At 70.2% G+C, this 21380-nt stretch carries 15 protein-coding genes; 9 read left to right on the top strand and 6 right to left on the bottom strand.

All coding sequences use genetic code 11. The features are described 5' to 3' along the window. Nucleotides 1-10: 10 nt before the first annotated feature. The 3 genes from A4W93_RS23785 to A4W93_RS23775 all read right to left on the bottom strand — a co-directional run bounded on the left by A4W93_RS23785 (nt 11) and on the right by A4W93_RS23775 (nt 6099). Nucleotides 11-2524 carry a penicillin acylase family protein gene (locus A4W93_RS23785; RefSeq protein WP_085752973.1) on the bottom strand — a complete coding sequence of 838 codons (2514 nt, stop codon included), beginning with the start codon at nt 2522-2524 and terminating at the stop codon, nt 11-13. Nucleotides 2525-2587: 63 nt separating this feature from the next. Then, entirely contained in the window at nt 2588-3388 is an 801-nt protein-coding gene (locus tag A4W93_RS23780; RefSeq protein WP_085752972.1) for a helix-turn-helix domain-containing protein, read from the bottom strand. 155 nt (nt 3389-3543) lie between these two features. After that, nucleotides 3544-6099, bottom strand: coding sequence for a beta-glucosidase family protein (locus A4W93_RS23775; RefSeq protein WP_085752971.1), 2556 nt, complete (start codon nt 6097-6099; stop codon nt 3544-3546). Nucleotides 6100-6268: 169 nt separating this feature from the next. Here A4W93_RS23775 and A4W93_RS23770 point away from each other — a divergent pair, with 169 nt between their 5' ends. Next, nucleotides 6269-7144 (top strand): LysR substrate-binding domain-containing protein, encoded by an 876-nt coding sequence (locus A4W93_RS23770; protein WP_169726583.1) that lies wholly within the window; start codon nt 6269-6271, stop codon nt 7142-7144. Nucleotides 7145-7316: 172 nt separating this feature from the next. Continuing rightward, nucleotides 7317-7925, top strand: coding sequence for a hypothetical protein (locus A4W93_RS23765; RefSeq protein ID WP_085752969.1), 609 nt, complete (start codon nt 7317-7319; stop codon nt 7923-7925). 65 nt (nt 7926-7990) lie between these two features. Here the strand turns inward: A4W93_RS23765 and ychF are convergent, their stop codons facing one another. From ychF to A4W93_RS23750, 3 genes are all read right to left on the bottom strand, one after another. Continuing rightward, nucleotides 7991-9082, bottom strand: coding sequence for a redox-regulated ATPase YchF (gene ychF, locus A4W93_RS23760; protein WP_085752968.1), 1092 nt, complete (start codon nt 9080-9082; stop codon nt 7991-7993). A 72-nt stretch (nt 9083-9154) separates the two neighbouring features. Beyond that, nucleotides 9155-10942 (bottom strand): ATP-binding protein, encoded by a 1788-nt coding sequence (locus tag A4W93_RS23755; RefSeq protein WP_169726582.1) that lies wholly within the window; start codon nt 10940-10942, stop codon nt 9155-9157. A 177-nt stretch (nt 10943-11119) separates the two neighbouring features. Then, on the bottom strand, nt 11120-13540 hold the full coding sequence (locus tag A4W93_RS23750) for an AsmA family protein (protein WP_085752966.1): 2421 nt from the start codon (nt 13538-13540) through the stop codon (nt 11120-11122). A 98-nt stretch (nt 13541-13638) separates the two neighbouring features. Between A4W93_RS23750 and A4W93_RS23745 the strand changes: the two genes are divergently transcribed. The 7 genes from A4W93_RS23745 to A4W93_RS23715 all read left to right on the top strand — a co-directional run bounded on the left by A4W93_RS23745 (nt 13639) and on the right by A4W93_RS23715 (nt 21366). Continuing rightward, nucleotides 13639-14742, top strand: coding sequence for an FAD-dependent monooxygenase (locus A4W93_RS23745; RefSeq protein WP_085754302.1), 1104 nt, complete (start codon nt 13639-13641; stop codon nt 14740-14742). 12 nt (nt 14743-14754) lie between these two features. After that, on the top strand, nt 14755-15507 hold the full coding sequence (locus A4W93_RS23740) for a DsbC family protein (RefSeq protein ID WP_085752965.1): 753 nt from the start codon (nt 14755-14757) through the stop codon (nt 15505-15507). A 74-nt stretch (nt 15508-15581) separates the two neighbouring features. Next, nucleotides 15582-17315 carry a M61 family metallopeptidase gene (locus A4W93_RS23735; protein ID WP_099959975.1) on the top strand — a complete coding sequence of 578 codons (1734 nt, stop codon included), beginning with the start codon at nt 15582-15584 and terminating at the stop codon, nt 17313-17315. Continuing rightward, the gene (locus A4W93_RS23730; RefSeq protein WP_085752963.1) at nt 17300-18376 is read left to right on the top strand and encodes a DUF3108 domain-containing protein; all 1077 of its coding nucleotides are present in this window, start codon (nt 17300-17302) and stop codon (nt 18374-18376) included. The genes A4W93_RS23735 and A4W93_RS23730 overlap by 16 nt, the downstream gene beginning before the upstream one ends. An 88-nt stretch (nt 18377-18464) precedes the next feature. After that, entirely contained in the window at nt 18465-18671 is a 207-nt protein-coding gene (locus tag A4W93_RS23725) for a hypothetical protein (RefSeq protein ID WP_085752962.1), read from the top strand. Then, nucleotides 18668-19990, top strand: a complete 1323-nt coding sequence (locus A4W93_RS23720; protein ID WP_099959974.1) for a hypothetical protein — start codon at nt 18668-18670, stop codon at nt 19988-19990. Before A4W93_RS23725 ends, A4W93_RS23720 begins: the two co-directional genes overlap by 4 nt. Then, the gene (locus A4W93_RS23715; RefSeq protein ID WP_085752960.1) at nt 19987-21366 is read left to right on the top strand and encodes a hypothetical protein; all 1380 of its coding nucleotides are present in this window, start codon (nt 19987-19989) and stop codon (nt 21364-21366) included. Before A4W93_RS23720 ends, A4W93_RS23715 begins: the two co-directional genes overlap by 4 nt. The last annotated feature ends 14 nt before the right edge of the window (nt 21367-21380 follow it).

Here is a 21380-nt window from a genome sequence, read left to right as displayed (position 1 = left end):
CGCGGGACCGTCACTCGCTGATGCGGGTCTGCTTCAGCGCCGGGTCGGCCGAGATCTCTGCTTCGGTGTACGGCACCTTCAGCCACTCGCCGTTGCTGTAGGCGCGGGTGTAGTCGGCGTTGTGCGCCGAGGCCGGGTCGTCGGATTGCGAGAAGGTCAGGAAGGTGTAGGCCTCCACCTTGCCTTCGGGGAACCGCACCACCTGCATGTAGCTGTTGCCGTTCGGGTTGTTGTCCATCGTGTAGCCGCCCTGGTCGAGGCGGTTCTCCGAACACGCGATGGTGAAGTACCCCTGCGCGCCGCAGCCGCCGTACAGCGGGATCTTCTGGCCACCGCGGGTGGCGAAGAGCACCGTGCCGCGTTCCGCGTCCAGTGCGTAGCCGCTGGCCTGCACGCGCAGCACCGCCGCGCCGAGGGCCTGCCGCAGCGTGGCCGTGTTGCCGGCGTCGGTCTTCAGGTCACGCGGCGTGCGGATCGGGTCCGCGGCGCTGAACGGCACCTGGTAGAGCGAGGCGGCCGTGGCCTTGCTCGCACGCGCCCAGAACTCATCCCACAGGTGCGCGCCGCGCGAGGTGCGGGTCCCGGTGTTGTTCCAGTTGCCGAGCACCGCGCAGGCTTCCGCCGGGTCCACGTCGACGGGGGCGGGGAAGGTCGTGCCCGTGGCAACGTCACCGGTCACCGAGATCGGCGTGCCGGTGCAGATCAGCGCCAGCGCCTGGTCCTTGAACAGCTCGGCCGTGTGCACGCGGCTGTCGAGCACCATGCGGCGCACGATGTCGCTGGTGGCGGCGGTGCTGCTGCCGTAGGCGTCGGTGCCGGCCAGGCGGCCCTGCGCGATCAGGTGGCCGAGGCGGGTGCGGAAGCTCTGCGCCTCGGTGCCGGCCGGGCCCATGATGGTGGGGAAGCCGGTCAGCGGTTCGGCCGGGTTCGCGAGCCAGTAGCTGTCGTTCATGTTCGCGACGTAGTCGGCGCGCATCAGGCTCGGCAGGCGGGCCGGGCCGATGGCGCCTTTCTGCACCGAGTCGGTGTCGCTCTGCCAGTCGCACGAGCTCTTCGAGCCATCGAGCACCGGCACGCGGGGCAGCGACGGGGCGAGTGCCGCACCGAAGGGCGTGGCGCAGGCGGTCATCTGCGCCGGCGACACGTTCGGCACCGCGCCGATGTCGGCGTACCAGGCCTTCGCGCTGCCGCGGCCCACGGCCACCGTGTTGACCCACGGGATGGCCACTTCCTCGCGCTGGATGGCGGCGAACTCGTCGAGCGACTTCGCCTGGTTCCAGCGCTGCCAGTTGCGGTACAGGCGGTAGTTCTCGCCGTTGACGTCGCGGATCGCGAAGGCCATCGTCTGGCTCCACGCGAGGGCGGGGTTCAGCAGGCCGAGGTTCACGAGCGGGCCGTGTTCGGACTCGTACAGCGTGCGGGTCGTGGGCGTGACGGTGCCGTCGGTCTGGCGCACGTCCACCGTGATGGCGCGGGCCTTCATCTTCACGGCCTGGCCGTCGCGCATGTAGCTGGTGGGGTCGCCGGCGGCCAGCGTCAGCTGGAAGAAGCCGAAGCGGCGGGCCGTCGAGACCGTGTGGCTCCACGCGACGTTCTGGTTGAAGCCGATCTGGATGATCGACATGCCGAGGAAGGTCGAGCCGCTCACGTCGAGCGTGCCGGGGATCGTGAGGTGGGCCTGGTAGAAGCGGTCGGGGCCGCGCCAGTACCAGTGCGGGTTGCCGAACAGCAGCGGGCTGCCGTCGCCGGTGGCGGCGGTGCCGAAGCCGATCATGTTGCTGCCGACGCCCTCGACCCCGCCCACCTGGAACTCGGGGAGGTTCTCCGAGGCGATGGCGAGTTGCAGCGGCTTCGCGGCGCGCGTGCCGCGGCGGGCCATCGCCACGGTGGGCGACGTGGCGGCGGCCGCGGCCGGGGCGATCGCGTTGGCGATGTTCGCGAGGAAGTTGCTGTAGCCGCCGGCGAAGTTCGCGGCGTACATGCGGCGGTAGAGGTCGTCGGTGGTGATGGGGCGGACCCACGCCTCGGCACGGCATGCGGCGTGTGCGCCGGCCTCGCCACCGGCCTTGATCTCGCGCACGTAGCGGTTGTAGCCCGCCGCGAAGCCCGTGATCATCTGCTTCATCGTGTCGGGCTGCGCCGCGACCACGGCCTGGATCGCGTCGTCGTTGAGCACGTGGCGGTGGAAGAAGTCGGCGTCGAGGTTCTTCGGCCGGCCGATGGTGCTGGAGAACGGGATCTGGGCGTCGGCGCCGAAGAACTTCGAGCGTTCGCCGCGGTACGTGAGGAACGAGTCGGCCAGCGTGCACAGGTCGTCCTGGGCCTGCGCGTACGCGAGGCCGTAGCCGATGCCGCTCCAGTTGTCCGCCTTGATGTGGGGAATGCCCATCCCCGTGCGGCGGATGTCGGCCTTGAACGTGGGCTCGGGGGCGTCGTCGTCGCTGCCGCACGCGGCGACCAGGGCGACGGTGGCCAGGGCCAGCGCGGTCAGCGGCGCTCTGCCGCGGAAGAACAAGCGTTGCATGGAATCTCCGTTCGACTGCATGGAGCGGCGGAGGATAGGCAGCCGCTTTGCGGCTGGCTTGAACTAAGCGGCTATGCCCGCCACCGCGGCACCGTTCCGCGGGTTTGTCCGGACGTCGATCTGCCGGCTGACGAACGACGGCTGCAGACCGAAGTAGCTCTGGAAGGTGCGGCTCATGTGGGCCGCGTCGGTGAAGCCCCCGTTCAGCGCGACGTCGGTGAGGCGTGGCGCGCCGCTGATCAGCGCGACCGATCGCCGCACCTTGCCCCACAGCGCGTAGCGCTTGATCGACAGGCCCACCTGCTGGGCGAAGAGGTGGGTGAGGCGATCGGGCGACAGGCAGGCGAGGGCCGAGAGTTTCGCGAGGGACTGCGGCTCGGTGTTCTCCCGGAGGGCCTGCATCACCCGCTCCACGCGCGGGTCGAGTGCGGCGGCGTGTTCGGGGCCGCCGGTCACGCACTCGACGAGGCGGGTGCAGAGGTGGCGCAGCTGCACCGCGTTCAGCTCGCCGTCCAGCGCAGGCTGGAACAGGTCGCGCAGCGTGCCGAACCGGCGCGGGTCCAGCACGTCGATGCCCCGTTCGCCGATGCGCGTTGCGAGTTGGCGGAAGGCCGGGGTCGCGGGTTCGAGGTTGAGCGACAGCAGGCCGCCGCCGTCCACGTCCAGCCGCCGCGGCACGTGCGGCGCCACGAGGGCCGCCTCGCAGCGCACGCTTTCACCGTCGAGGCCTTCGAGCCGGAACGGCCGGCCCACCGCGGACAGCAGCAGCGTGGCCGTCGAACGCGCGGTCAGGCCCGAATGGATCTCGGGCGTGACGTAGAGGAAGCGGTCGTCCCAGAGGTGCAGTTGGTTGTGCGGGTCCATCGTCTCGCCCTTCGACGTCTTCGCGTGTGACGGACCAAGCAGTCTGGGCGAGTGGAACCGGTTCGGCCATCCGGGACGATGCGGAGTTGCGGAAGAACGAAAAAGGGGCCCGAGGGCCCCTTTGCCGAACTTGTGCGGAGATCGCCCGCGCGCGCTCAGCGGGTGAAGGTGCCGGCCACCACGAGGTCGCTCGGCGAGGACGACTTGCCGAGGTGCACCGTGTACGTCCCGGCGGCGGTGATCCACTGGTTGTACGTGGTGCTCCACACGCTCAGCGGGTGGTTGCTGGCGGCCGGGTCGATGGTGAGGGTGATCTCCTTCGATGCGCCCGCGGCGAGGTCCACCTTCTGGAAGCCGACCAGGCGCTTCGGCGGCTGCGCGGCACCCACCGTGCTGGCACCGGTCGGCAGCGACAGGTACACCTGCACGACCTCGGCACCGGCCTTGGCGCCCGTGTTGGTCACCGTGGCCTTGACCGTGTACTTGCCGCTGGCGAGTGCCACGCTCGGGGCGGTGGTGGTGAAGGTGGTGTACGAGAGGCCGTGGCCGAACGGGAAGGCCACGCACGGGTTGACGCCCGCCACCGGGGCGCACTGGCCGCTGACGTTCGCGTCGTACCAGCGGTAGCCCATGTGCAGCTTCTCGGTGTACTCGACCACCTGCGTCACGCCGTCGCCGCCCACGAGGCCGGGGAACTGCTGCGTGGTGACCGTGTCGAGGAAGCCCTTGCCGGCGAACGGGAAGGTGACCGGCAGCTTGCCGCCGGGGGTCTTCCGGCCGAACACGAGGTCGGCCACGATGTTGCCGTCCTCCTGGCCCGGGAACCACACCTCGAGGATGGAGGGGCCGGCGGCGCCCACGAGGGACGGGTCCATCGACACGCCCGCGTTGTCCTTCAGCACCAGCGTGGCCTTCTGCGCCATCGGCGTGGCCGTGGCCGACGCCGTCGCCATCACGGCCTGGATCATCGCGACGGTGTTGCTGTTCTTCGCGGTGTTGCTCGTGCCGGTGGTGGCGATGACGTTCGAGCGGGCCGCGTACCAGTCGAGGCTGCTGCCGTCGCCGGCCGGGGTGGCGAGGGTGGTGCCGTTGGTGGCCGTGAAGGTGGCGCGGTCGGCGCCTTCCTCGGAGATCGTGCCCGCCATCATCACCACGGCGTCGGCGTTCGCCGCCTCGGTCAGGGCCGCCGCGAAGGTGGTGGCCGTGCCGTCGATCGTCGCGGTCGTGTTGCCGTCGTCCACGAGGATCAGCTTGACCTTCGCGGTGGTGTTGCCCAGCGCCTTCAGCGCGTCGCGCAGGCCGTCGACCGGCGCGACGGTGTAGTTCGGCACCACGTCCGAGCTGCCGCCACCGGCGCCCATCGGCTGACCCACCATCACGCCGCCGGCCACGGCCTGCTGCGCGTACACCTGGGTGGCCTTGCCGATCAGCACCACCGTCTGCACCGTGGAGGCGATGGGCAGCGCGCCGTTGTTCTGCAGCAGCACGGCCGCCTTGGCACCGATGTCACGTGCGACGACGCCGTTGGCGGTGAAGTCGATCGGGGTCTGCTTCAGCGCGCGGTCGAAGATGCCCGCCTTGAACATCTGCGTGTAGCGCCGCTCGAGCGCCTTGTCGAGCTGCGCGGTGTTGATCGAGCCCGAGGCCAGTCCGGCGTTGAGGTTGGTCTTCGACCAGAACTGCGGAATCGGCATCTCGTGGTCCATGCCCGCGTCCAGCGTGCCCGCCGTGCTCTTCATCGCGAAGAAGTCGGACTGCACGTAGCCGGTGAAGCCCCAGTCGTTGCGGAGCACGCCGGTCAGCATCTCCTCGTTCTGGCAGGACGAGAAGCTGTTGACGTAGTTGTAGGCGCACATGATGGACGCCGACTTGCCGTCCTTCACCGCCATCTCGAACGGGATCAGGTAGATCTCGCGCAGCACCTGCCGGTCGACGGTCTGCTGGATCGTCATGCGGTTGGTTTCCTGCTCGTTCGCGACGAAGTGTTTCGCCATGCCGATCAGGCCCTTGGCCTGCACGGCCTTCACCTCGGCCACGCCCATGGTGCCGGTGAGGTACGGGTCTTCGCCGAAGTACTCGAAGTTGCGGCCGAGGATGGGCAGGCGGGCCATGTTCACGCCCGGGGCCTCGAAGACGTGCAGGCCCAGGTTGTTCATCTCGGTGCCGATCACCTCGCCGAAGGCGGTGGCGACCGCCGGGTCGAACGACGCGGCCACGCCCATGGCCGACGGCAGCGCCGTGGCCTTCGCCGAACTCGGGTCGGTGTACGCGGCCGTGAACGACTTCAGGCCGGCGATCACCTGCTCGTAGATGCTCTTGGAGACGCAGTCGTTCTGGCCCACGCCCACCGGGCCGTTGGTGATGCGGAAGGTGGGGATCTTCAGCGCGGCGATGCCGCTCACGTGGCGGGCGCCGTAGCACTCGGGGAGCTCGGGGAGGATCTCCGGCAGGCTGCCCGTGAGCTGCTGCTGCTTCTGCTCGAGGGTCATCGCGGCCAGCAGGAGTTTCGCGCGGCGGTTGGCCACCGCCTCCTTCGCCGTGTCCGCGGTCGCGGCCTTCTGCTCGGCGACGACCGCCTCGGTCATCCACGCCAGGCTGTTGTCGGGCGCCGAACCCGCCGTGTCGTCGTCACCGCCGCAGGCGGCGAGGGCGAGGGCGGAACTGACGGCAAGGGCGAGCGCGGTGCGGCGCAGGTCGAACGACTTCTTCACGGTTCACTCCAGGTCGAAACAGGGAAAGGTGGAGCCACGTGCTGAGGAAACGCCTCACCGTGCCCCGGGAGCCGTCAGTATCGAAAAGGTGCGAACTTCGCTGTGATATCGTTAACACCATGGTTTTCTTGCTTTTTTGGATCCACTCGATACCTTTTGGGTAATGGCCATGGACCTGCGCAAGCTGAGCTACTTCATCGCCGTCGCCGAGACGGGACACCTCGGCAAGGCCGCCGAGCGGCTGCACATTTCCCAGCCGCCGCTGTCGCGGCAGATCCAGGCGCTGGAGGAGGAACTGGGCACCGCGCTGTTCCGGCGGACGCCACACGGCATGTCCCTGACGGAGGCGGGCGAGGAGTTGCTGCGCCACGCGCGCACGCTGCTGTCCCTGGCCGGGCAGGCGGCCGACCACACGCGGCGGGTGGCCCGTGGCGAGCAGGGCCGCTTGCACGTGGGCCTCTACGGCTCCGCCGTGTTCGGCGCCGTGCCGAGGATCCTCAGCGCGTTCAAGGCGGCCCACCCGGAGGTCGAACTCGCGCTGCACCAGGCGCAGACCCCGCAGCAGATCGACGCCCTGCGCAAGGGCCGCGTGCTGATCGTCTTCGAGCGGCTGCTGCCGAAGGAGCCGGACATCGAGGTCAGGCACGTCGCGCGCGAGGACCTGTGGGTGGCCCTGAGCACCCGGCACCCGCTCGCGGCCCGGCGCGCGGTCGAGGTCGATGCACTGGCCGGAGAAACCTGGCTCGTGGGCTCGGCCCCGGCCGCGGCGTCCGAGGCACTGGCCCTGTGCCGCGCGCACGGCTTCGAGCCGCGTTTCGGCAGCGAGGCCTCCGACGTGGTGGCCGCGACGGTGCTCGCGTCGACGGGGCAGGGCATCACGCTGGTCCCCGAATCGATGGTCAACGTGGCGTTCCCGGGCATCGCGTACCGGCCGCTCGTGAGCCGCGTGCCGGCGCACATGGACCTGTACTGCTTCTACCTGAAGGCGAGTGACTCGCCGTTGCTGGAGTCGATGCTGGCGATCGTGCAGTCGGCGGGCGGTTGACCCCGGCGAGTGTCACGACCAAAGGCGCGGGGCTGCACCTTCGGGCAGTGTTCAACGGCCGGTCCGCGCAGTAACCTCCTCGCGGCGAGGTCACTCGCCGGGGCAGGCAGCACCTCGACGAACCGGTGCGAGGTGTGCCGCGAGTGCCCCTTCATTCCTTGAACGAGGTCCCATGAATCAATCCGCACTGCTCCTTGCCCTGGCCGCCACGCTGGGTTCCCTCTCCCTGCCTGCCCATGCCCAACCGCAGGCGGGAGAGCCCCAGATCATTCACACGGCCAAACCCGGCAAGGCCCTCGTCGCCCGCAAGCAGGTGGTCACGGCCACGGTCGAGGCGATCGATGTCGCGCAGCGCGTGGTCACCCTCAAGGGCCCCAAGGGGCAGGTGGTCGACCTCGGCGTCAGCCCCGACGTGCGCAACCTCGAACAGGTCAAGGTCGGTGATTCGGTGAAGGTGGCTTATCTCGAGTCGCTGTCGCTCGAACTCAAGAAGGATGGCAAGGCGTTGCGCAGCGCCACGTCGAGCGCCGATGGCGCCCGGGCCGCCGAGGGCGATCGCCCGGCCGGCATCGTCGGCGAGAAGGTCACGGTGATCGCCGACGTGATCGCGGTCAACCCGAAGAAGCACCTGGTGACGCTCCGCGGTCCGAAGCGCACCGTCGAGCTGAACGTGTCCGATCCGAAGCAGTTCAAGCTCATCAAGGTGGGTGACCAGATCGAGGCGGTCTACACGCAGGCGCTCGCCGTTGCGGTCGAACCGGTGGCCCCGGCCAAGAAGTAGACCGATCCCGGGCCAGAAGAAAGAGGGCCCGAAGGCCCTCTTTCACATGACGTTCGTCCGATCGCTCAGACGTTGAACAGGAAGTTGAGCACGTCCCCATCCTTGACGACGTACTCCTTGCCTTCCGCCCGCATCTTCCCCGCATCCTTCGCCCCCTGTTCGCCCTTGAACGCGACGAAGTCGTCGAAGGCGATGGTCTGGGCGCGGATGAAGCCGCGTTCGAAGTCGGTGTGGATGACGCCGGCGGCCTGCGGGGCGGTGTCGCCGATGTGGATGGTCCAGGCGCGCACTTCCTTCACGCCGGCGGTGAAGTAGGTCTGCAGGCCCAGCAGGGTGAAGGCGGCGCGGATCAGGCGGTTGAGGCCGGGTTCGCTCTGGCCCATCTCCTGGAGGAACATCAGGCGGTCCTCGTCTTCCATCTCGGAGAGTTCGGCCTCGGTCTTCGCGCAGATGGCGACCACGGGGGCCTTCTGCGTGGCGGCGTACTCGCGCAGGCGGTCGAGGTACGGGTTGTTCTCGAAGCCGCCTTCGTCGACGTTGCCGACGAACATGGCCGGCTTCGCGGTGATCAGGCACAGGGGCTTGATGAGCAGCAGGTCGTCCTTGCTGAGGCCGAGCGAACGCACGGGCTTGGCTTCGTCCAGCGCGGCCTGCACCTTCTCGAGCACGGTCACGAGCTTGAGCGCGTCCTTGTCACCGGCACGGCCCAGCTTCTGCGCGCGGTGCACGGCCTTCTCGACGGTGCCCAGGTCCGCCAGGCACAGCTCGGTCTGGATGACCTCGATGTCGGCGATGGGGTCGACCTTGCCGGCCACGTGGATCACGTTCTCGTCGTCGAAGCAGCGCACGACGTTGACGATGGCGTCGGTCTCGCGGATGTGGGCGAGGAACTGGTTGCCGAGGCCTTCGCCCTTCGACGCGCCGGCCACGAGGCCCGCGATGTCGACGAACTCGACGATGGCCGGGACGATGCGCTCGGGCTTGACGATGCCGGCGAGGTCCTGGAGGCGGGGGTCGGGCAGCTCGACGATGCCGACGTTGGGCTCGATGGTGCAGAACGGGTAGTTCTCGGCCGCGATGCCTGCCTTGGTGAGGGCGTTGAAGAGGGTGGACTTGCCGACGTTGGGCAGGCCCACGATGCCGCATTTGAGGCTCATGGTGTGGTGGCGCGGGCGCGCGAAGGGGTGACTGACTGACGCAACCGCCCGCGGCGGTGCAAAACGCCTATTTTACGGGCGCGCGCGCACTTCCACCGCCCGCTTGACCGCCCGCAGCAGCTGCACCCGGGAGACGGGCTTGACCAGCACCTCGTCCATGCCGGCCTGCAGGCAGGCGGCGCGGTCCTCGGCGAAGGCGTGGGCGGTCAGGCCGATGACGGGCAGCGAGCGTGCGGTCTCGCCCGCCGAGCCCGAGCGCATGCGGCGCGTGGCCTCGAGGCCGTCCATGCCGGGCATCAGCCAGTCCATCAGCACCACGTCGAAACCACCCTGGGCCAGGGCCTCCAGCGCGGCGATGCCGGAGTGCACCGTGCGCACCTCGATGTTCACGCCGCGCAGCATCTGTTCGGCGATCATCGTGTTGATCGGGTCGTCGTCCACCAGCAGCGCGCGCACGCCGGCCAGGTCGGCGTCGAACGACACCGTGCTGGTCATGGCCTCGCGCCCCGGCGAGTCGGACACGGGCAGCGGCAGCTGCAGCTGCACCCGCGTGCCCACGCCCGGTTCGCTGTCGAGCATGATGCGCCCGCCCATCAGCGTGACGAGCTGGCGGGTGATGGCGAGGCCGAGGCCGGTGCCCGCGAAGCGGCGCGTGCTGCCGCTGTCGGCCTGGTGGAAGGCGTCGAACACCCGTGCGAGTTCGCCCGGGGCGATGCCGATGCCCGTGTCCTGGATGCGCAGCAGCAGCTCGCTGCGGGCGCGGTCGTAGTCGACTTCGAGGGTCACGTGGCCGCGGTCGGTGAACTTGAGGGCGTTGCCGATCAGGTTGATCAGCACCTGCTTCAGGCGGAACTCGTCGCCCAGCACGAAGGGGGGCAGCTTGGGCGCGGCCCGGTAGTTGAGCTTGAGCGACTTGGCCTGGGCCTGCGGCTGCATCGTGTCGCGCACGTGGGCGAGGCACTGGTTCAGGTCGAAGCCCTCGTTGAAGATCTCGACCCGGCCGGCCTCGATGCGCGACAGGTCGAGCACGTCGTTGATCAGGTGCAGCAGGTGCGTGCCGCCGCGGCGCACGGTCTCGATCAGCTCGGCGCGCTGTTTCGGCGGGGTGGTCTGGTCGCGCAGCAGGTCGGCCGCACCGAGCACGCCGTGCAGCGGCGTGCGCAGTTCGTGGCTCATCGTGGCGAGGAAGCGCGACTTCGCGTCGGAGGCCTGCTCGGCCGCGTCGCGGGCGAGTTCCAGGTCCCGCATGCGGTGGGCGATGAACTCGTTGACCGTGAAGGCGTCGCCCGTGGGCGAGGCGTTGCGCATCGGGGTGAGCTGGATCAGCTGGCTCACCTGGCGCGCGATGACGAACAGCACGACCCCCAGCATCGCCTGCGCGCAGAAGCCGTTGATGTAGAGCGGCCACAGCACGTCGGCCCAGCCGGGCATGGTGGTGCCTTGCACCTGCACCACCACCGCGGGCAGCGTGGACAGCAGCGTGATCGCGATGCTCAGGCCCCAGGCCGTGCCGGCCGGCCAGGTGAAGAAGAGCAGCAGGTGTGCGCCCATGACCCAGTAGCCGAGCGAGGCCGCCGAGTACAGCGAGATGTCGCCCTGCACCAGCAGCGCGTAGCCGATGGTGCCGACCAGGTAGGCGCCGACGCCCACCGTCACCAGTCCCTGGGTGAGCAGCAGCTGCGAGGGTCTGCGCCAGACCAGCACCGTCAATGCCAGGAACCACACCATCATCAGCGGGTAGGCGATGCGGTCGGAGGGGACGAGCAGCCCCGCATGCGCCTCCGCGCCCCAGATCAGCCCGATGCAGACGGACAGCAGCAGGAACAGCCGGATGGCCGTGCGTTGGGCGACCAGCGTCAACCTCGGCGCCGCATCGGATGCCGAGGACCTCTGGAGGGGAGCCGGTTGCGCGCGCTGCATACGAGACGAATTCTCATGGCGCGCACGGGCGCCGCGGTCGTCTTTTTCCCCGGGATCCACGGGCATTCCGTGACGGATTGCCCGATTGCACGGGCGTTCGACGCCGCGAGGAGGGCCTCATTTGAGCAGGCGGCGCAACTTGTCCTTCAGCAGGTCTTCCGGCCGCGAGGCGGCGCCGTCGGGTGCGCTGGCCGAGCGCGGCGGCAGGCCCAGCTTGTCCTTGAGGCGGTCTTCCAGGGCCCGGCCGACGTCGGTGCGCAGCACGTCGGCGGCCACGGCGGACCACCGGATGTCCCACTCGATGCCGTCGAGCGGGCCCGTGAGGCGCACGGGCACCGTCACGCCGCGCAGCAGGGCGAGCTCGGCGCCGCCCTGGCCCTTGGACGTGTCGGCCACCGTGGCCCGCACGGTGTAGTCGATGCGGGACTTCGGGATGTCGACGAGGCCCTCGCCGCCGAGGCGCAGGAACGGGCTCTTCATGTTCAGGTCGCTGCTGCGCGCGATGCCGTCGGCGAGCGTGAACGAGGCCGACAGCTCGGAGAAGTCGGTCTTTTCGGTGGCCGAAGCCTTCGCGGCGGCATCGGCCTTCATCGAGATCGCCGCGCGGGCCTGGCGCAGGCGCTGCGCGAGGTTGATGCCCTTGATGGCGCCGTCGTGCAGCGACAGGCTGGTGCTGCCGTCCAGGTGCGACTTGAGCTCGCCCACCGTGCGGCCCGTGGTGGCGACGTCCAGTGCGAGGCGGCCGCGGCCTTCGAGCAGGTCCTTGTCGGCGACGTCCTTCAGCAGGGCCTGGATGTCGATGCCGTCGGCCGCGCCCTTCGCGGCGATGCGGTTCGCGTTGGCGTCGGCCTGGGCCACGAGGTCGAGCTTGCCACGCCACAGTTCGGCCGAGAACGGCGCCACCTTGAGCGTGCCGCCGCGCAGCGTGGCGTCCATCGCGAGGTTGGTCGCGCGGTACTGGCGGTACGCGAACGTGCCGGCGCGCAGGCTGAAGCGGCCCTGGGCCGACTTCAGGGCCGACAGGTCCACCGGGGCGGCATCGCCCGCGCCGGCCTTGCCGGGCGCGGCGGACGAGGCCGCCGCCGCAGGGGGCGCGGACGGCAGCAGTCGGTTCAGGTCGAGCGCCTTGAAGTTCGCCGAGGCCTCGATGGAGACGGGCTTGTCGGCGAGGCCCACCCGGCCTTCGGTGTCGAACGGGTTCGTGTTGATGGCGCCGGTGAGCTTCCACGTGGCGGCCTTGGCCGAGGCCGTCGCGCGGCCGCCGGCGTCGAGCGCGAGCGGCTGCAGCGAGGGCTCCTCGATCGTGAGTTTCGCGGCCAGGCCTTCGACGGCGAGCGCCTGGCCCGCCACGTCGAGCGCCAGGTTCGAGCGCACCGTGCCCGCGATGCGGCGCGGGCCGCTGCTGCCCTTGAGCGTGGTCTCGAAGCCGGGCACCTCCACCCGTTCGAAGTTGCCGCGGGGTGCGGCGGACTTGAAGGTGGCGTCGAGCGCCAGGGGGCCCTTCAGCGAGAGTTCACCCGTGACGGGGCCGCCGCTCAGCGCCGTGCCGTCGACCGCGAGCTTCGGCCAGTCGAGGTCGAGCTTGAGCGGGTTGCCGTCCTGTTTGCCCGCGATGCGCACCTTGAGCTGCTCGAGCGCGAGGTGTTTCTTCGCGGGGTCGTAGCCGAAGGACTTCACCGCGACCTGCGAGCCGTCGAGCCGCAGCGCGCCGAGCGTGGCGCCGATGCGCACGTCGAGGTCGGTGGCGGCCAGCGTGCCCGCCGCGCCGTCGTGGGCGAGGGCGCCGGTGAGCTTCGTGTCGAGCGCCTGGATGCCGAAGGCGTTGCCGACCCACGCGAGCTGCATGTCGCGCAGCGCGGTGCGGTGGGCCTTCAGGTCGAGCCGCAGCTTCGTCTTCCCGCTCAGGTGGCCGCTGAGCGCAGGGCGCGTGAGGTCGACCTGCGCATCCAGTTCGACGGGCGATTCCGCCTGGTCGGCCAGCCGCCCCGTGACGAACGACTTGACCGCGACCGCGCCGGCGACCCCCGCCAGCGCGTCGTCCACCGTGAGCTTCAGGTCCTCGAATTTCACGCCGCTCACGTCGAAGGCCAGGGCCTCGCCCTCGGGGCCCCCGGTCGCCTCGGGTTCGTCGGGCCTTTTCTTCGCGAGCAGGTCGTCGATGTTCGACGAGCCGTCGGCCGCGCGCCGCCAGACCGCGCGAACGCCCTTCGCCGAGATGCCGTCGACCTGCAGGCGCTTGCGCAGCAGCGGCATCACGGCCACCGACAGCTTCGCCTCGTCGAGGTGCATGAACTCGGTGGCCTTGCCGCGTTCGCTCAGCGTGACACCGGAGATCTGCACCGCGAGGGTCGGGAAGAACGACAGCGCCACCGGGCCCTCGATCACCAGGGTGCGCTGGCGCTCGGTCTTCATCCAGTCGATGGCGAGGCCCTTGTAGGCGTTCGGATCGAAGGTCGCGGCCAGGATGGCGAGGGCCGCCACAAGAACCAGGAGCAGCGCGCCGAAGGCGATCAGGAGCTTGCGGAGGAGAGGTGCCATGGGTGTGTGACGGTGCGGTGAACAGAACCCGCGCGAGTGAAAACCCGGCCATTCTGCCCAGGCCCAGAACCCCTCCGTGCCTCCCTACAATGGACCCCATGAAACGACATGACGTCTGCGTGCGGGGTGCGGGGATCGTGGGGCGCAGCCTCGCGCTGTCGCTCGCCCGCCTGGGCCTGCGGGTCGCGCTCGTGGCCGAGCCGGCCGCGCCCGCCCGGCCCGACGTGCGCGCCTACGCGCTCAACGCCGCCTCGGTCGACCTGTTGCGCGGCCTCAAGGTGTGGGACGCGCTGCCCGCGCACGCCGCCACCGCGGTGCACGAGATGCACGTCGAGGGCGATGCCACCGGCGTGATCGAGTTCTCCGCGTGGCAGCAGCAGGTGGCCGAACTCGCGTGGATCACCGACGCCGCGCTGCTCGAGCAGGCGCTCGAAGCCGCCGTGCGCTACGCGCCCCATGTGACCGTCGTGGGCGCCCCCGTCGAGGCCGACCTCACCGCCGTGTGCGAAGGCAAGGCCTCGGCCGGCCGCGACGAACTCGGCGTGGTGTTCGAACGCCAGGACTACGGCCACCGCGCCATCGCCGCGCGCCTGTCCACCACGGAAGACCACCGCCACGTCGCGCGCCAGTGGTTCCGCTCGCCCGACATCCTCGCGCTGCTGCCGTTCGACGCGCCGTCGCCGGGCCGCGGCTACGCGCTCGTCTGGTCGCTGCCCGAGGCGCGCGCGCAGGAGCTGCTCGCACTCGACCCCGCCACCTTCGAGGCCGCGCTGAACGAGGCCACGCAGGGCGATGCCGGGGTGCTGGCGCTCACCGGCGAACGCGCCTCGTGGCCGCTGATGATCGCCCGCGCGAACGCCTGGAGCGGCCCCGGCTGGGTGCTGCTCGGCGATGCCGCGCACGTCGTGCATCCGCTGTCGGGGCAAGGCCTCAACCTCGGGCTGGCCGACGTCGCCGCGCTGACGCAGGTCATCTCCACACGCGAATCGTGGCGACCGGTCGGGGACGCCCGGTTGCTGCGGCGATACGAGCGGGCGCGCGATCTGCCCACCCGCGCCATGGGCCGGCTCACGGACGGCTTGTTGCACTTGTTCGCCGGTCCCCAGGCCCCGTTGCGGGAACTCCGCAACCGCGGCATGGGTCTTGTCAATCAGCTCCCCCCCTTGAAGCGCTGGCTCACGGCCCGTGCCCTCGACTTCTGAAGAAAGCCTCCGATGACCACGCATCACCTCTCCCGAAGCCTGGCGGCCGTGGCCGCCGGCCTCCTCGCCACGTCGCTGGCGTTCGCCGATGAAGCGGCGATCCGCAAGAACCTGCCGCAGCGCGTGCCGGACCTCCCCGCCATCGACGAAGTCACCAAGACCGACATCCCGGGCATCTACGAGGTGCGCGTGAACGGCACCGACATCATCTACACCGACGAGACGGCCAACTACGTCTTCCAGGGCAGCCTGATCGACACCCGCACCCGCTCGAACGTCACCGAGGCCCGGCTGAACAAGCTCACCGCCATCGAGTTCGACAAGCTGCCGCTGAAGGACGCCATCGTCTGGAAGAACGGCACCGGCGCGCGCAAGCTCGCGGTGTTCTCCGACCCGAACTGCGGCTACTGCAAGCGCCTCGAGGTGGACCTGCAGAAGCTCAAGAACGTCACGGTCTACACGTTCCTGATCCCGGTGCTGGGCCCGGATTCGGGCGAGAAGTCGAAGAACATCTGGTGCTCGAAGGACCAGGCCAAGGCCTGGCTCGGCTGGATGCTCGAGGCCAAGCAGCCCGTGAAGACCATGGGCGCCTGCGAGACGCCGCTCGACCGCAACCTCGCGTTGAGCCGCAAGCACCGTGTCAACGGCACGCCGGCCCTCGTGTTCGTCGACAACACCCGCGTGCCGGGCGCCATCGGCTTCGACGAGATCGAGAAGCGCCTGAACGCCGCCAGCGCGGCCGGCACCGCCGCGCCGAAGTCGTGAAGTCCTGACATCGGCGGGGAGGGCGGGCGGCGGGTGACAATGCCCGCATCGCCGCTGCCCGGAAGCCCCCGCCGATGATCTCGTACCGTGTCACCCCCGCCGACGTCCACGCCCACCTCTACGAGGTGACCCTCACGGTGCCGGCCCCCGCCGCCGAGCAGCGCCTGAGCCTGCCGGTGTGGATCCCCGGCAGCTACCTCGTGCGGGAATTCGCCCGGCACCTGTCCGGGGTCTCGGCACGGCAGGGCCGCGAGGCGGTCCCCCTCGAACAGGTCGACAAGGCCGGCTGGGTCGCCCGCTGCGGCGGCCGGGGCGCCCTGGTCGTCACCTACACCGTCTACGCGTTCGACACCTCGGTGCGCGCGGCCTTCCTCGACGCCGACCGCGGCTTCTTCAACGGCACCGGCGTCTGCCTGCGGGTGCACGGCCGCGAGGCCGAGCCGCACCAGCTCGAACTGGCGAAGCTGCCCAAGGGCTGGGATGTGGCGACGTCCATGCCGGTCGGGGCGAAGAAGGGCGTGTACGAGGCCGCCGACTACGACGAGCTGGTCGACCACCCCGTGGAGCTGGGCCGATTCTGGCGCGGCACCTTCAAGGCCGGCGGCGTGCCCCACGAGTTCGTGATCGCCGGCGCGCTGCCCGATTTCGACGGCGACCGCCTGCTCGCCGACAGCCGCCGCATCTGCGACGCGCAGATCGCCTTCTGGCACGGCAAGAAGAAGCCGCACTTCAAGCGCTACGTGTTCCTGCTCAACGCGGTGGACGACGGCTACGGCGGCCTGGAGCACCGCGCCAGCACGGCGCTGATCGCCGCGCGCCGCGACCTGCCGCAGCGCGGGCGGCCCGAATCGTCCGACGGCTACGTGACCTTGCTCGGGCTCATCAGCCACGAGTACTTCCACACCTGGAACGTCAAGCAGCTGCGGCCCGCGGAGTTCAAGCGGTACGACTACACGCAGGAGAACTACACCGAGCTGCTGTGGTTCTTCGAGGGCTTCACGTCCTACTACGACGACCAGTTCCTGCTGCGCACGGGGCTGATCGATCCGGCGCGGTACCTGAAGCTCGTGGCGAAGACGGTGTCGGGCGTGCTGGCCATGCCGGGCCGCAAGGTGCAGAGCGTGGCGCAGGCAAGCTTCGACGCGTGGGTCAAGTACTACCGCGGCGACGAGAACACCCCGAACTCGACCATCAGCTACTACACGAAGGGCTCGCTCGTGGGCCTCGCGCTCGACCTCACGCTGCGCGCCGAGGGCCGCGGCTCGCTCGACGACGTGATGCGCGGCCTGTGGGCGCGCAGCGGCGGCGGCCCCGTGTCCGAGGCCGACATCGCGGCCGTGCTGAAGGAGGTGTCGGGCCGGTCGATGGCCCGCGAGCTGGGCGACTGGGTGCACGGCACGGACGACCTGCCGTTGCAGAAGCTGCTCGCGCGTTTCGGCGTGAGCTGGTCCGCCCAGGCGCCCACGCTCGCACAGCGGCTCGGCGTGCGGGTGTCCGAGAGCCCGCTCACCGGCGTCAAGGTGACCTCGGTGCTGCGCGGCGGCGAGGGCGAGGCCGCCGGGCTGTCGGCTGGTGACGAACTGATCGCCGTGGACGACTGGCGCGTGCGCCGGCTCGACGACGCCACGCGGGTGCTGCCGGCCTCGGGCGAGGTCGAACTGCTGACGGTGCGCGACGGCCGGGTGCGCCGGCTGACCGCCACCGTGCCGGCCGCGCCCGATGCCGGCGCGGTCACGCTGGCGCCGGAGCCCGCCACCGGGCTGGCGGCGGGTGCGCTCGAACTGCGGCGGGCGTGGCTGCCCGGCTGACGCGCCTGCGCCGGGGGGCGGCGCTCGGTGCGCTCGTGGGCGCGGTGGCCCTGGTGCACGGCTGCATCGTGCGCGAGGTGGGCCAGCAACTGTCCGGGCTGGACGCCCGCAGCGACATGCCCGAGCGCATGAAGGCCGTCTACGTGCGCAGCATGGAGCGGGTCGACCCCGTGCCGGTGGCGAAAGCCGCGCCGGCGCCGCGCCGCAAGCGCGTTCCCGCGCCGGCCGTGCCGGAGCCCGAGGCCCCGGAGCCGGCCGCATCGGCCCCCGTGCCGGTGCCCGAACCCGAGCCGGTGTTGGAGCCCGTCGCCGAGGCCGCCTCGGTGCCGGTGGTGGTCCCCGTGGACGTGGCCGCGAGCGCACCGCCGTTCGAATGGCCGCTGGCCACCCGGGTCACCTTCGACCTGACCGGCAACTACCGCGGGCCCATCCATGGCGACGCGCAGGTCGAATGGGTCCGGCAGGACGACGCGTACCAGGTCCACCTGGACGTGAGCGTGGGGCCGTCGCTCGCGCCGTTCATGTCGCGCCGCATGACGAGCCAGGGCCGCATCACGCCCGACGGCCTGCGGCCCGAACGCTACGACCAGGAGACGAAGCTGCCGTTCAGCAACCCCACGCGGGCCATCGTGCTGCTCGAGGACCAGCAGATCCAGCTGGCCAACGGCCAGCGCCGCGAACGGTGGCCCGGGGTGCAGGACACGGCCAGCCAGTTCGTCCAGCTCGCCTTCCAGTTCACGACCCAGCCGGCCCTGTTGACCCCGGGTGCGGTGATCACGGTGCCGCTGGCGATGCCCCGTTCGGTCACGCCGATGCTGTACGACGTGTCCGAGCCGGAGACGCTGTGGACGTCCTTCGGCGAGATCCCCGTGTACCGCCTCAAGCCCCGCCTCGTGCCGCGGGCCGGCGGCGACCTGGCCGTGGAGATGTGGATCGCGCCGCAGTACCGCTACCTCCCGATCCGGCTGAAGATCCACCAGGATGCGGAGACGTACGTGGACCTGATGATCAGGAAGCCGCCGGAGCTGGGGGGCGGACCCGAGGCGCCAGCGTCCAGGTGAAACCCTTGAGAGGCAGGGGCGCGACGGGCAAGCAGAGAGCCCCGGCTCTTGTACCATTCCGCCTTTATCTGTGTCTTGTGTCGAGGTTATGACCAAAAACCGTCCCGAAAGCCTTCGCACGACCTTCGTGCTGGCGATTCTGCTGAGCCCGGCCGCGGCCTTCGCCTACGTCGACCCAGGCAGCGGCATGCTGCTCTGGCAAGGGTTGCTGGCGGCCCTCGGGGCGGTCATCGTCTTCGTGCGCAGCCCGGTCAAGGCCATCAGGTCGCTGCTGGATCGCCTGCGCCGCAAATGAGAGATCCGGAAGCAAGCATCGAGTTCGGCGATACCCGCGTCATCCGTCACCTTCGACACCCGCTGCCGGAAGGGCATTTCCTCGCATCTTCGCTGGCCCGACGCTGGGCCGGCGACGGCCGCCTCGTGCCCTTCGAGGTGGTGTCCGAACGGCGCGTGGAATCGGAGCGACTGCCGTTCGTGTCGCACCCCATGGAATGGTGCGACGCGCAGTTGTTCGACGCTGCCCGGCTCACGCTCGACCTGCAGAAGGACGCCGTCGCGGAAGGGTTCGACCTGAAGGATGCTTCCGCCTGGAATGTTCTCTTCGACGGCGCCCGGCCGGTGTTCTGCGACCTGATGTCGTTCGTGCCGCTGGCCGGGCGGAAGTGGTGGGCGGCGGGCCAGTTCGCCCGGCACTTCGTGCTGCCGCTGGCCGTGGCGCGGTCCAGGGGCCTGCAGGCTCGGACGGCGTTCCTCGTGTCGCGCGACGGGCTGCTGCCCGAAGACGCCCGCCGGCTGTTCGGGATTTCCCGCTTTTTCACCCGTTTCTGGCCGGCCATGGCCGGTGGCGGCAGCGGTGTGGCTGCGGTCGCCGCATCCCCGGATCCGACCGCCTCGCGCGAGTCCATCGTGTCCTACCGGGGGGGGCTCCAGGAGACCCTCTCGTGGATGGTCGACGGTGGCCGACCATCTGGCGTGGGTTCGTCCAACTGGGCCGCCTACCGCGAACACCGCGAGCACTATCCCGAAGGCAGCGTGGACCGCAAGCGCGAAGCCGTGCAGCGCTGGCTGGGCACGCTCGCGCCGCAGTGGGTGCTCGACCTCGGGTGCAACACCGGCGAGTTCTCGCGCCTGGCCGTGGCAGCGGGCGCGCGGGTGGTGGCCGTTGATGGCGACCACGATGCCATTCAGTCGCTGTATCTCTCCCAGCGCGGTGCGCGCGACATCCTGCCGCTGATCGCCATGCTCGACGACCTGTCGGGCGGTCGCGGCTGGGCGGGCCGCGAGCATCCAGGCCTGCTGCAGCGGCTCGAGGGGCGCTTCGACGTCGTCCTGGTGCTGGCGCTGGTGCACCACCTGATCGTCTCCAGTTCCATCCCGCTCGCCGAGGTGGCCGGTTTCGTCAGGCGCTGCACCAGGCAGCGTGCGGTGGTCGAGTGGATCGACGAAGGTGATCCGCAGATGCAGCTGCTGTGTTCGCAGCGCCAGCGCGACCCACGCGACTTCTCCATTGACCTGCAGCGCCAGGCCTTCCTGGACGCGGGTTTCGAGATCGAGGAGGAGGTCGTGCTGTCTCCCGGCAGCCGCCGTCTCGCGCTGCTTCGGGCGGGGCGATGAGCGTTGACGCAGGTGCCGAGGTCCGTCGGGACCGGTGGGCCCTCGCGGCCTTGCTGCTGGCGGCGCTGAGCGAACTGGCGATCGCCGAGGCCTACCACCGCTTCGGATTGACCATCGGCCGCCTGGTGCCGCTGCTGGCGGGTACGGCGCTCGTGTGGGGAGTGTCGTGGTGGGCCGGTTGGCGGCCTTCCGCCCCAGGCCGGGTACGGACGTCGCGCGCCACCGTCGTGGGCGCGGCGGGCCTCGCCCTCCATGTCGCCGTCCTGCCGGCGGCGACGGCACATGTGTCCGGTGGTACCGTCACTGCGCTGTGGTCCGGCCTGGCCGTGATGGGGCTCGCGGTGCTGTTCGTCCCGGCTGGCGCATGGGCGCGGTGCCGTCCGGTGGTCGGGGTCGCGGTCCTGCTGTTCGTGGGAGGTCAGCCTCTCATCGCGTGGTGGACCGCGCCTTCGTTCGCGTGGCCACCGGTCGCGACCGTGCCGGTGCCGGCTGACGGGTCGATGCGCACGGCGACCATCGTGCTGCTGATGGACGAACTGAACGCGTCGGATGCCCCCGCTTTCGAACGCGCGCTCGCGGACGCCGGGCTGGCCGTGGACAGCGCGCGCGTCACATCGGTCGATCGCAACACCATCCAGGTTGTCCCGAGTCTGTTCGCCGGGGGGCGCTTCTCGGACGCGAAGCCCTGTTCCATCTCGTCCGTCTGCAGTGACAGCCGGGTCCTGGATTTCTCGAAGGTCGTCGCGACCCGCCCGGACATCGACGTGGTCGGCTTCTACCACCCCTACTGTGCCATCGCGGGTTTGCGCTGGTGCCGGCGCGAGGGGTTGGACCTCGCGTTCACGGCGTGGCCGCGCTGGCACTGCGCGCTATGGCGGCGGGGCCTCTGGTCGGCGCCAGCGAACCCCTCTGGCTGCATCGACCTCCTCGTTTGGCCGTGGGAAGATCTGCGATCGAGGGTGCTGCGCGACGTGGAGGAGGCCCCCACGATGACACTGGGCGGGTTGCTGTTCGCCCATGTGCCATTGCCTCATCCCCCGGGTCGGGTGGGAGGCACCTCGCTGTCGGAGGACTATCGGGAGAACGTGAACCGGGCCAGTCGCTGGGTGGCCGGATTGGCGGTGCGTGTGCGACAAGCGGGCCTCTCCCCGCGGTTCGTGATCTTCTCGGACCATCCACTGCGGCAGGAAAACTGGTGCGAGGCCCACGTGCCGTACCGGCAGGCCGGCTGCGTGCCTGACCCGGCCCTGCGCGACACACAGGTGCCTCTGATCGTGGCCGGCATGCCCGGCACGGTGCTCCCCGCCCTCGCTGGGCTCACCGACAACAGCCGCGTGTTCTCGCTGATCGGCGAGTGGCCCGCCGCACCGCGCTGAGCGCGGTGCGGCGA

This window comes from Piscinibacter gummiphilus, assembly GCF_002116905.1.
Lineage (GTDB): Bacteria > Pseudomonadota > Gammaproteobacteria > Burkholderiales > Burkholderiaceae_C > Rhizobacter > Rhizobacter gummiphilus.
The sequence above is the reverse complement of the archived record's forward strand: the minus strand, read 5'-3'. Positions and strand labels throughout refer to the sequence as shown.

What these genes read in the sequence shown, in the direction of transcription:
- ychF (WP_085752968.1), bottom strand. Translation starts at nt 9,082, where the DNA reads ATGAGCCTCAAATGCGGCATCGTGGGCCTGCCCAACGTCGGCAAGTCC.
- A4W93_RS23765 (WP_085752969.1), top strand. Translation starts at nt 7,317, where the DNA reads ATGAATCAATCCGCACTGCTCCTTGCCCTGGCCGCCACGCTGGGTTCC.
- A4W93_RS23735 (WP_099959975.1), top strand. Translation starts at nt 15,582, where the DNA reads ATGATCTCGTACCGTGTCACCCCCGCCGACGTCCACGCCCACCTCTAC.
- A4W93_RS23745 (WP_085754302.1), top strand. Translation starts at nt 13,639, where the DNA reads ATGAAACGACATGACGTCTGCGTGCGGGGTGCGGGGATCGTGGGGCGC.
- A4W93_RS23715 (WP_085752960.1), top strand. Translation starts at nt 19,987, where the DNA reads ATGAGCGTTGACGCAGGTGCCGAGGTCCGTCGGGACCGGTGGGCCCTC.
- A4W93_RS23770 (WP_169726583.1), top strand. Translation starts at nt 6,269, where the DNA reads ATGGACCTGCGCAAGCTGAGCTACTTCATCGCCGTCGCCGAGACGGGA.
- A4W93_RS23750 (WP_085752966.1), bottom strand. Translation starts at nt 13,540, where the DNA reads ATGGCACCTCTCCTCCGCAAGCTCCTGATCGCCTTCGGCGCGCTGCTC.
- A4W93_RS23780 (WP_085752972.1), bottom strand. Translation starts at nt 3,388, where the DNA reads ATGGACCCGCACAACCAACTGCACCTCTGGGACGACCGCTTCCTCTAC.
- A4W93_RS23720 (WP_099959974.1), top strand. Translation starts at nt 18,668, where the DNA reads ATGAGAGATCCGGAAGCAAGCATCGAGTTCGGCGATACCCGCGTCATC.
- A4W93_RS23725 (WP_085752962.1), top strand. Translation starts at nt 18,465, where the DNA reads ATGACCAAAAACCGTCCCGAAAGCCTTCGCACGACCTTCGTGCTGGCG.
- A4W93_RS23740 (WP_085752965.1), top strand. Translation starts at nt 14,755, where the DNA reads ATGACCACGCATCACCTCTCCCGAAGCCTGGCGGCCGTGGCCGCCGGC.
- A4W93_RS23785 (WP_085752973.1), bottom strand. Translation starts at nt 2,524, where the DNA reads ATGCAACGCTTGTTCTTCCGCGGCAGAGCGCCGCTGACCGCGCTGGCC.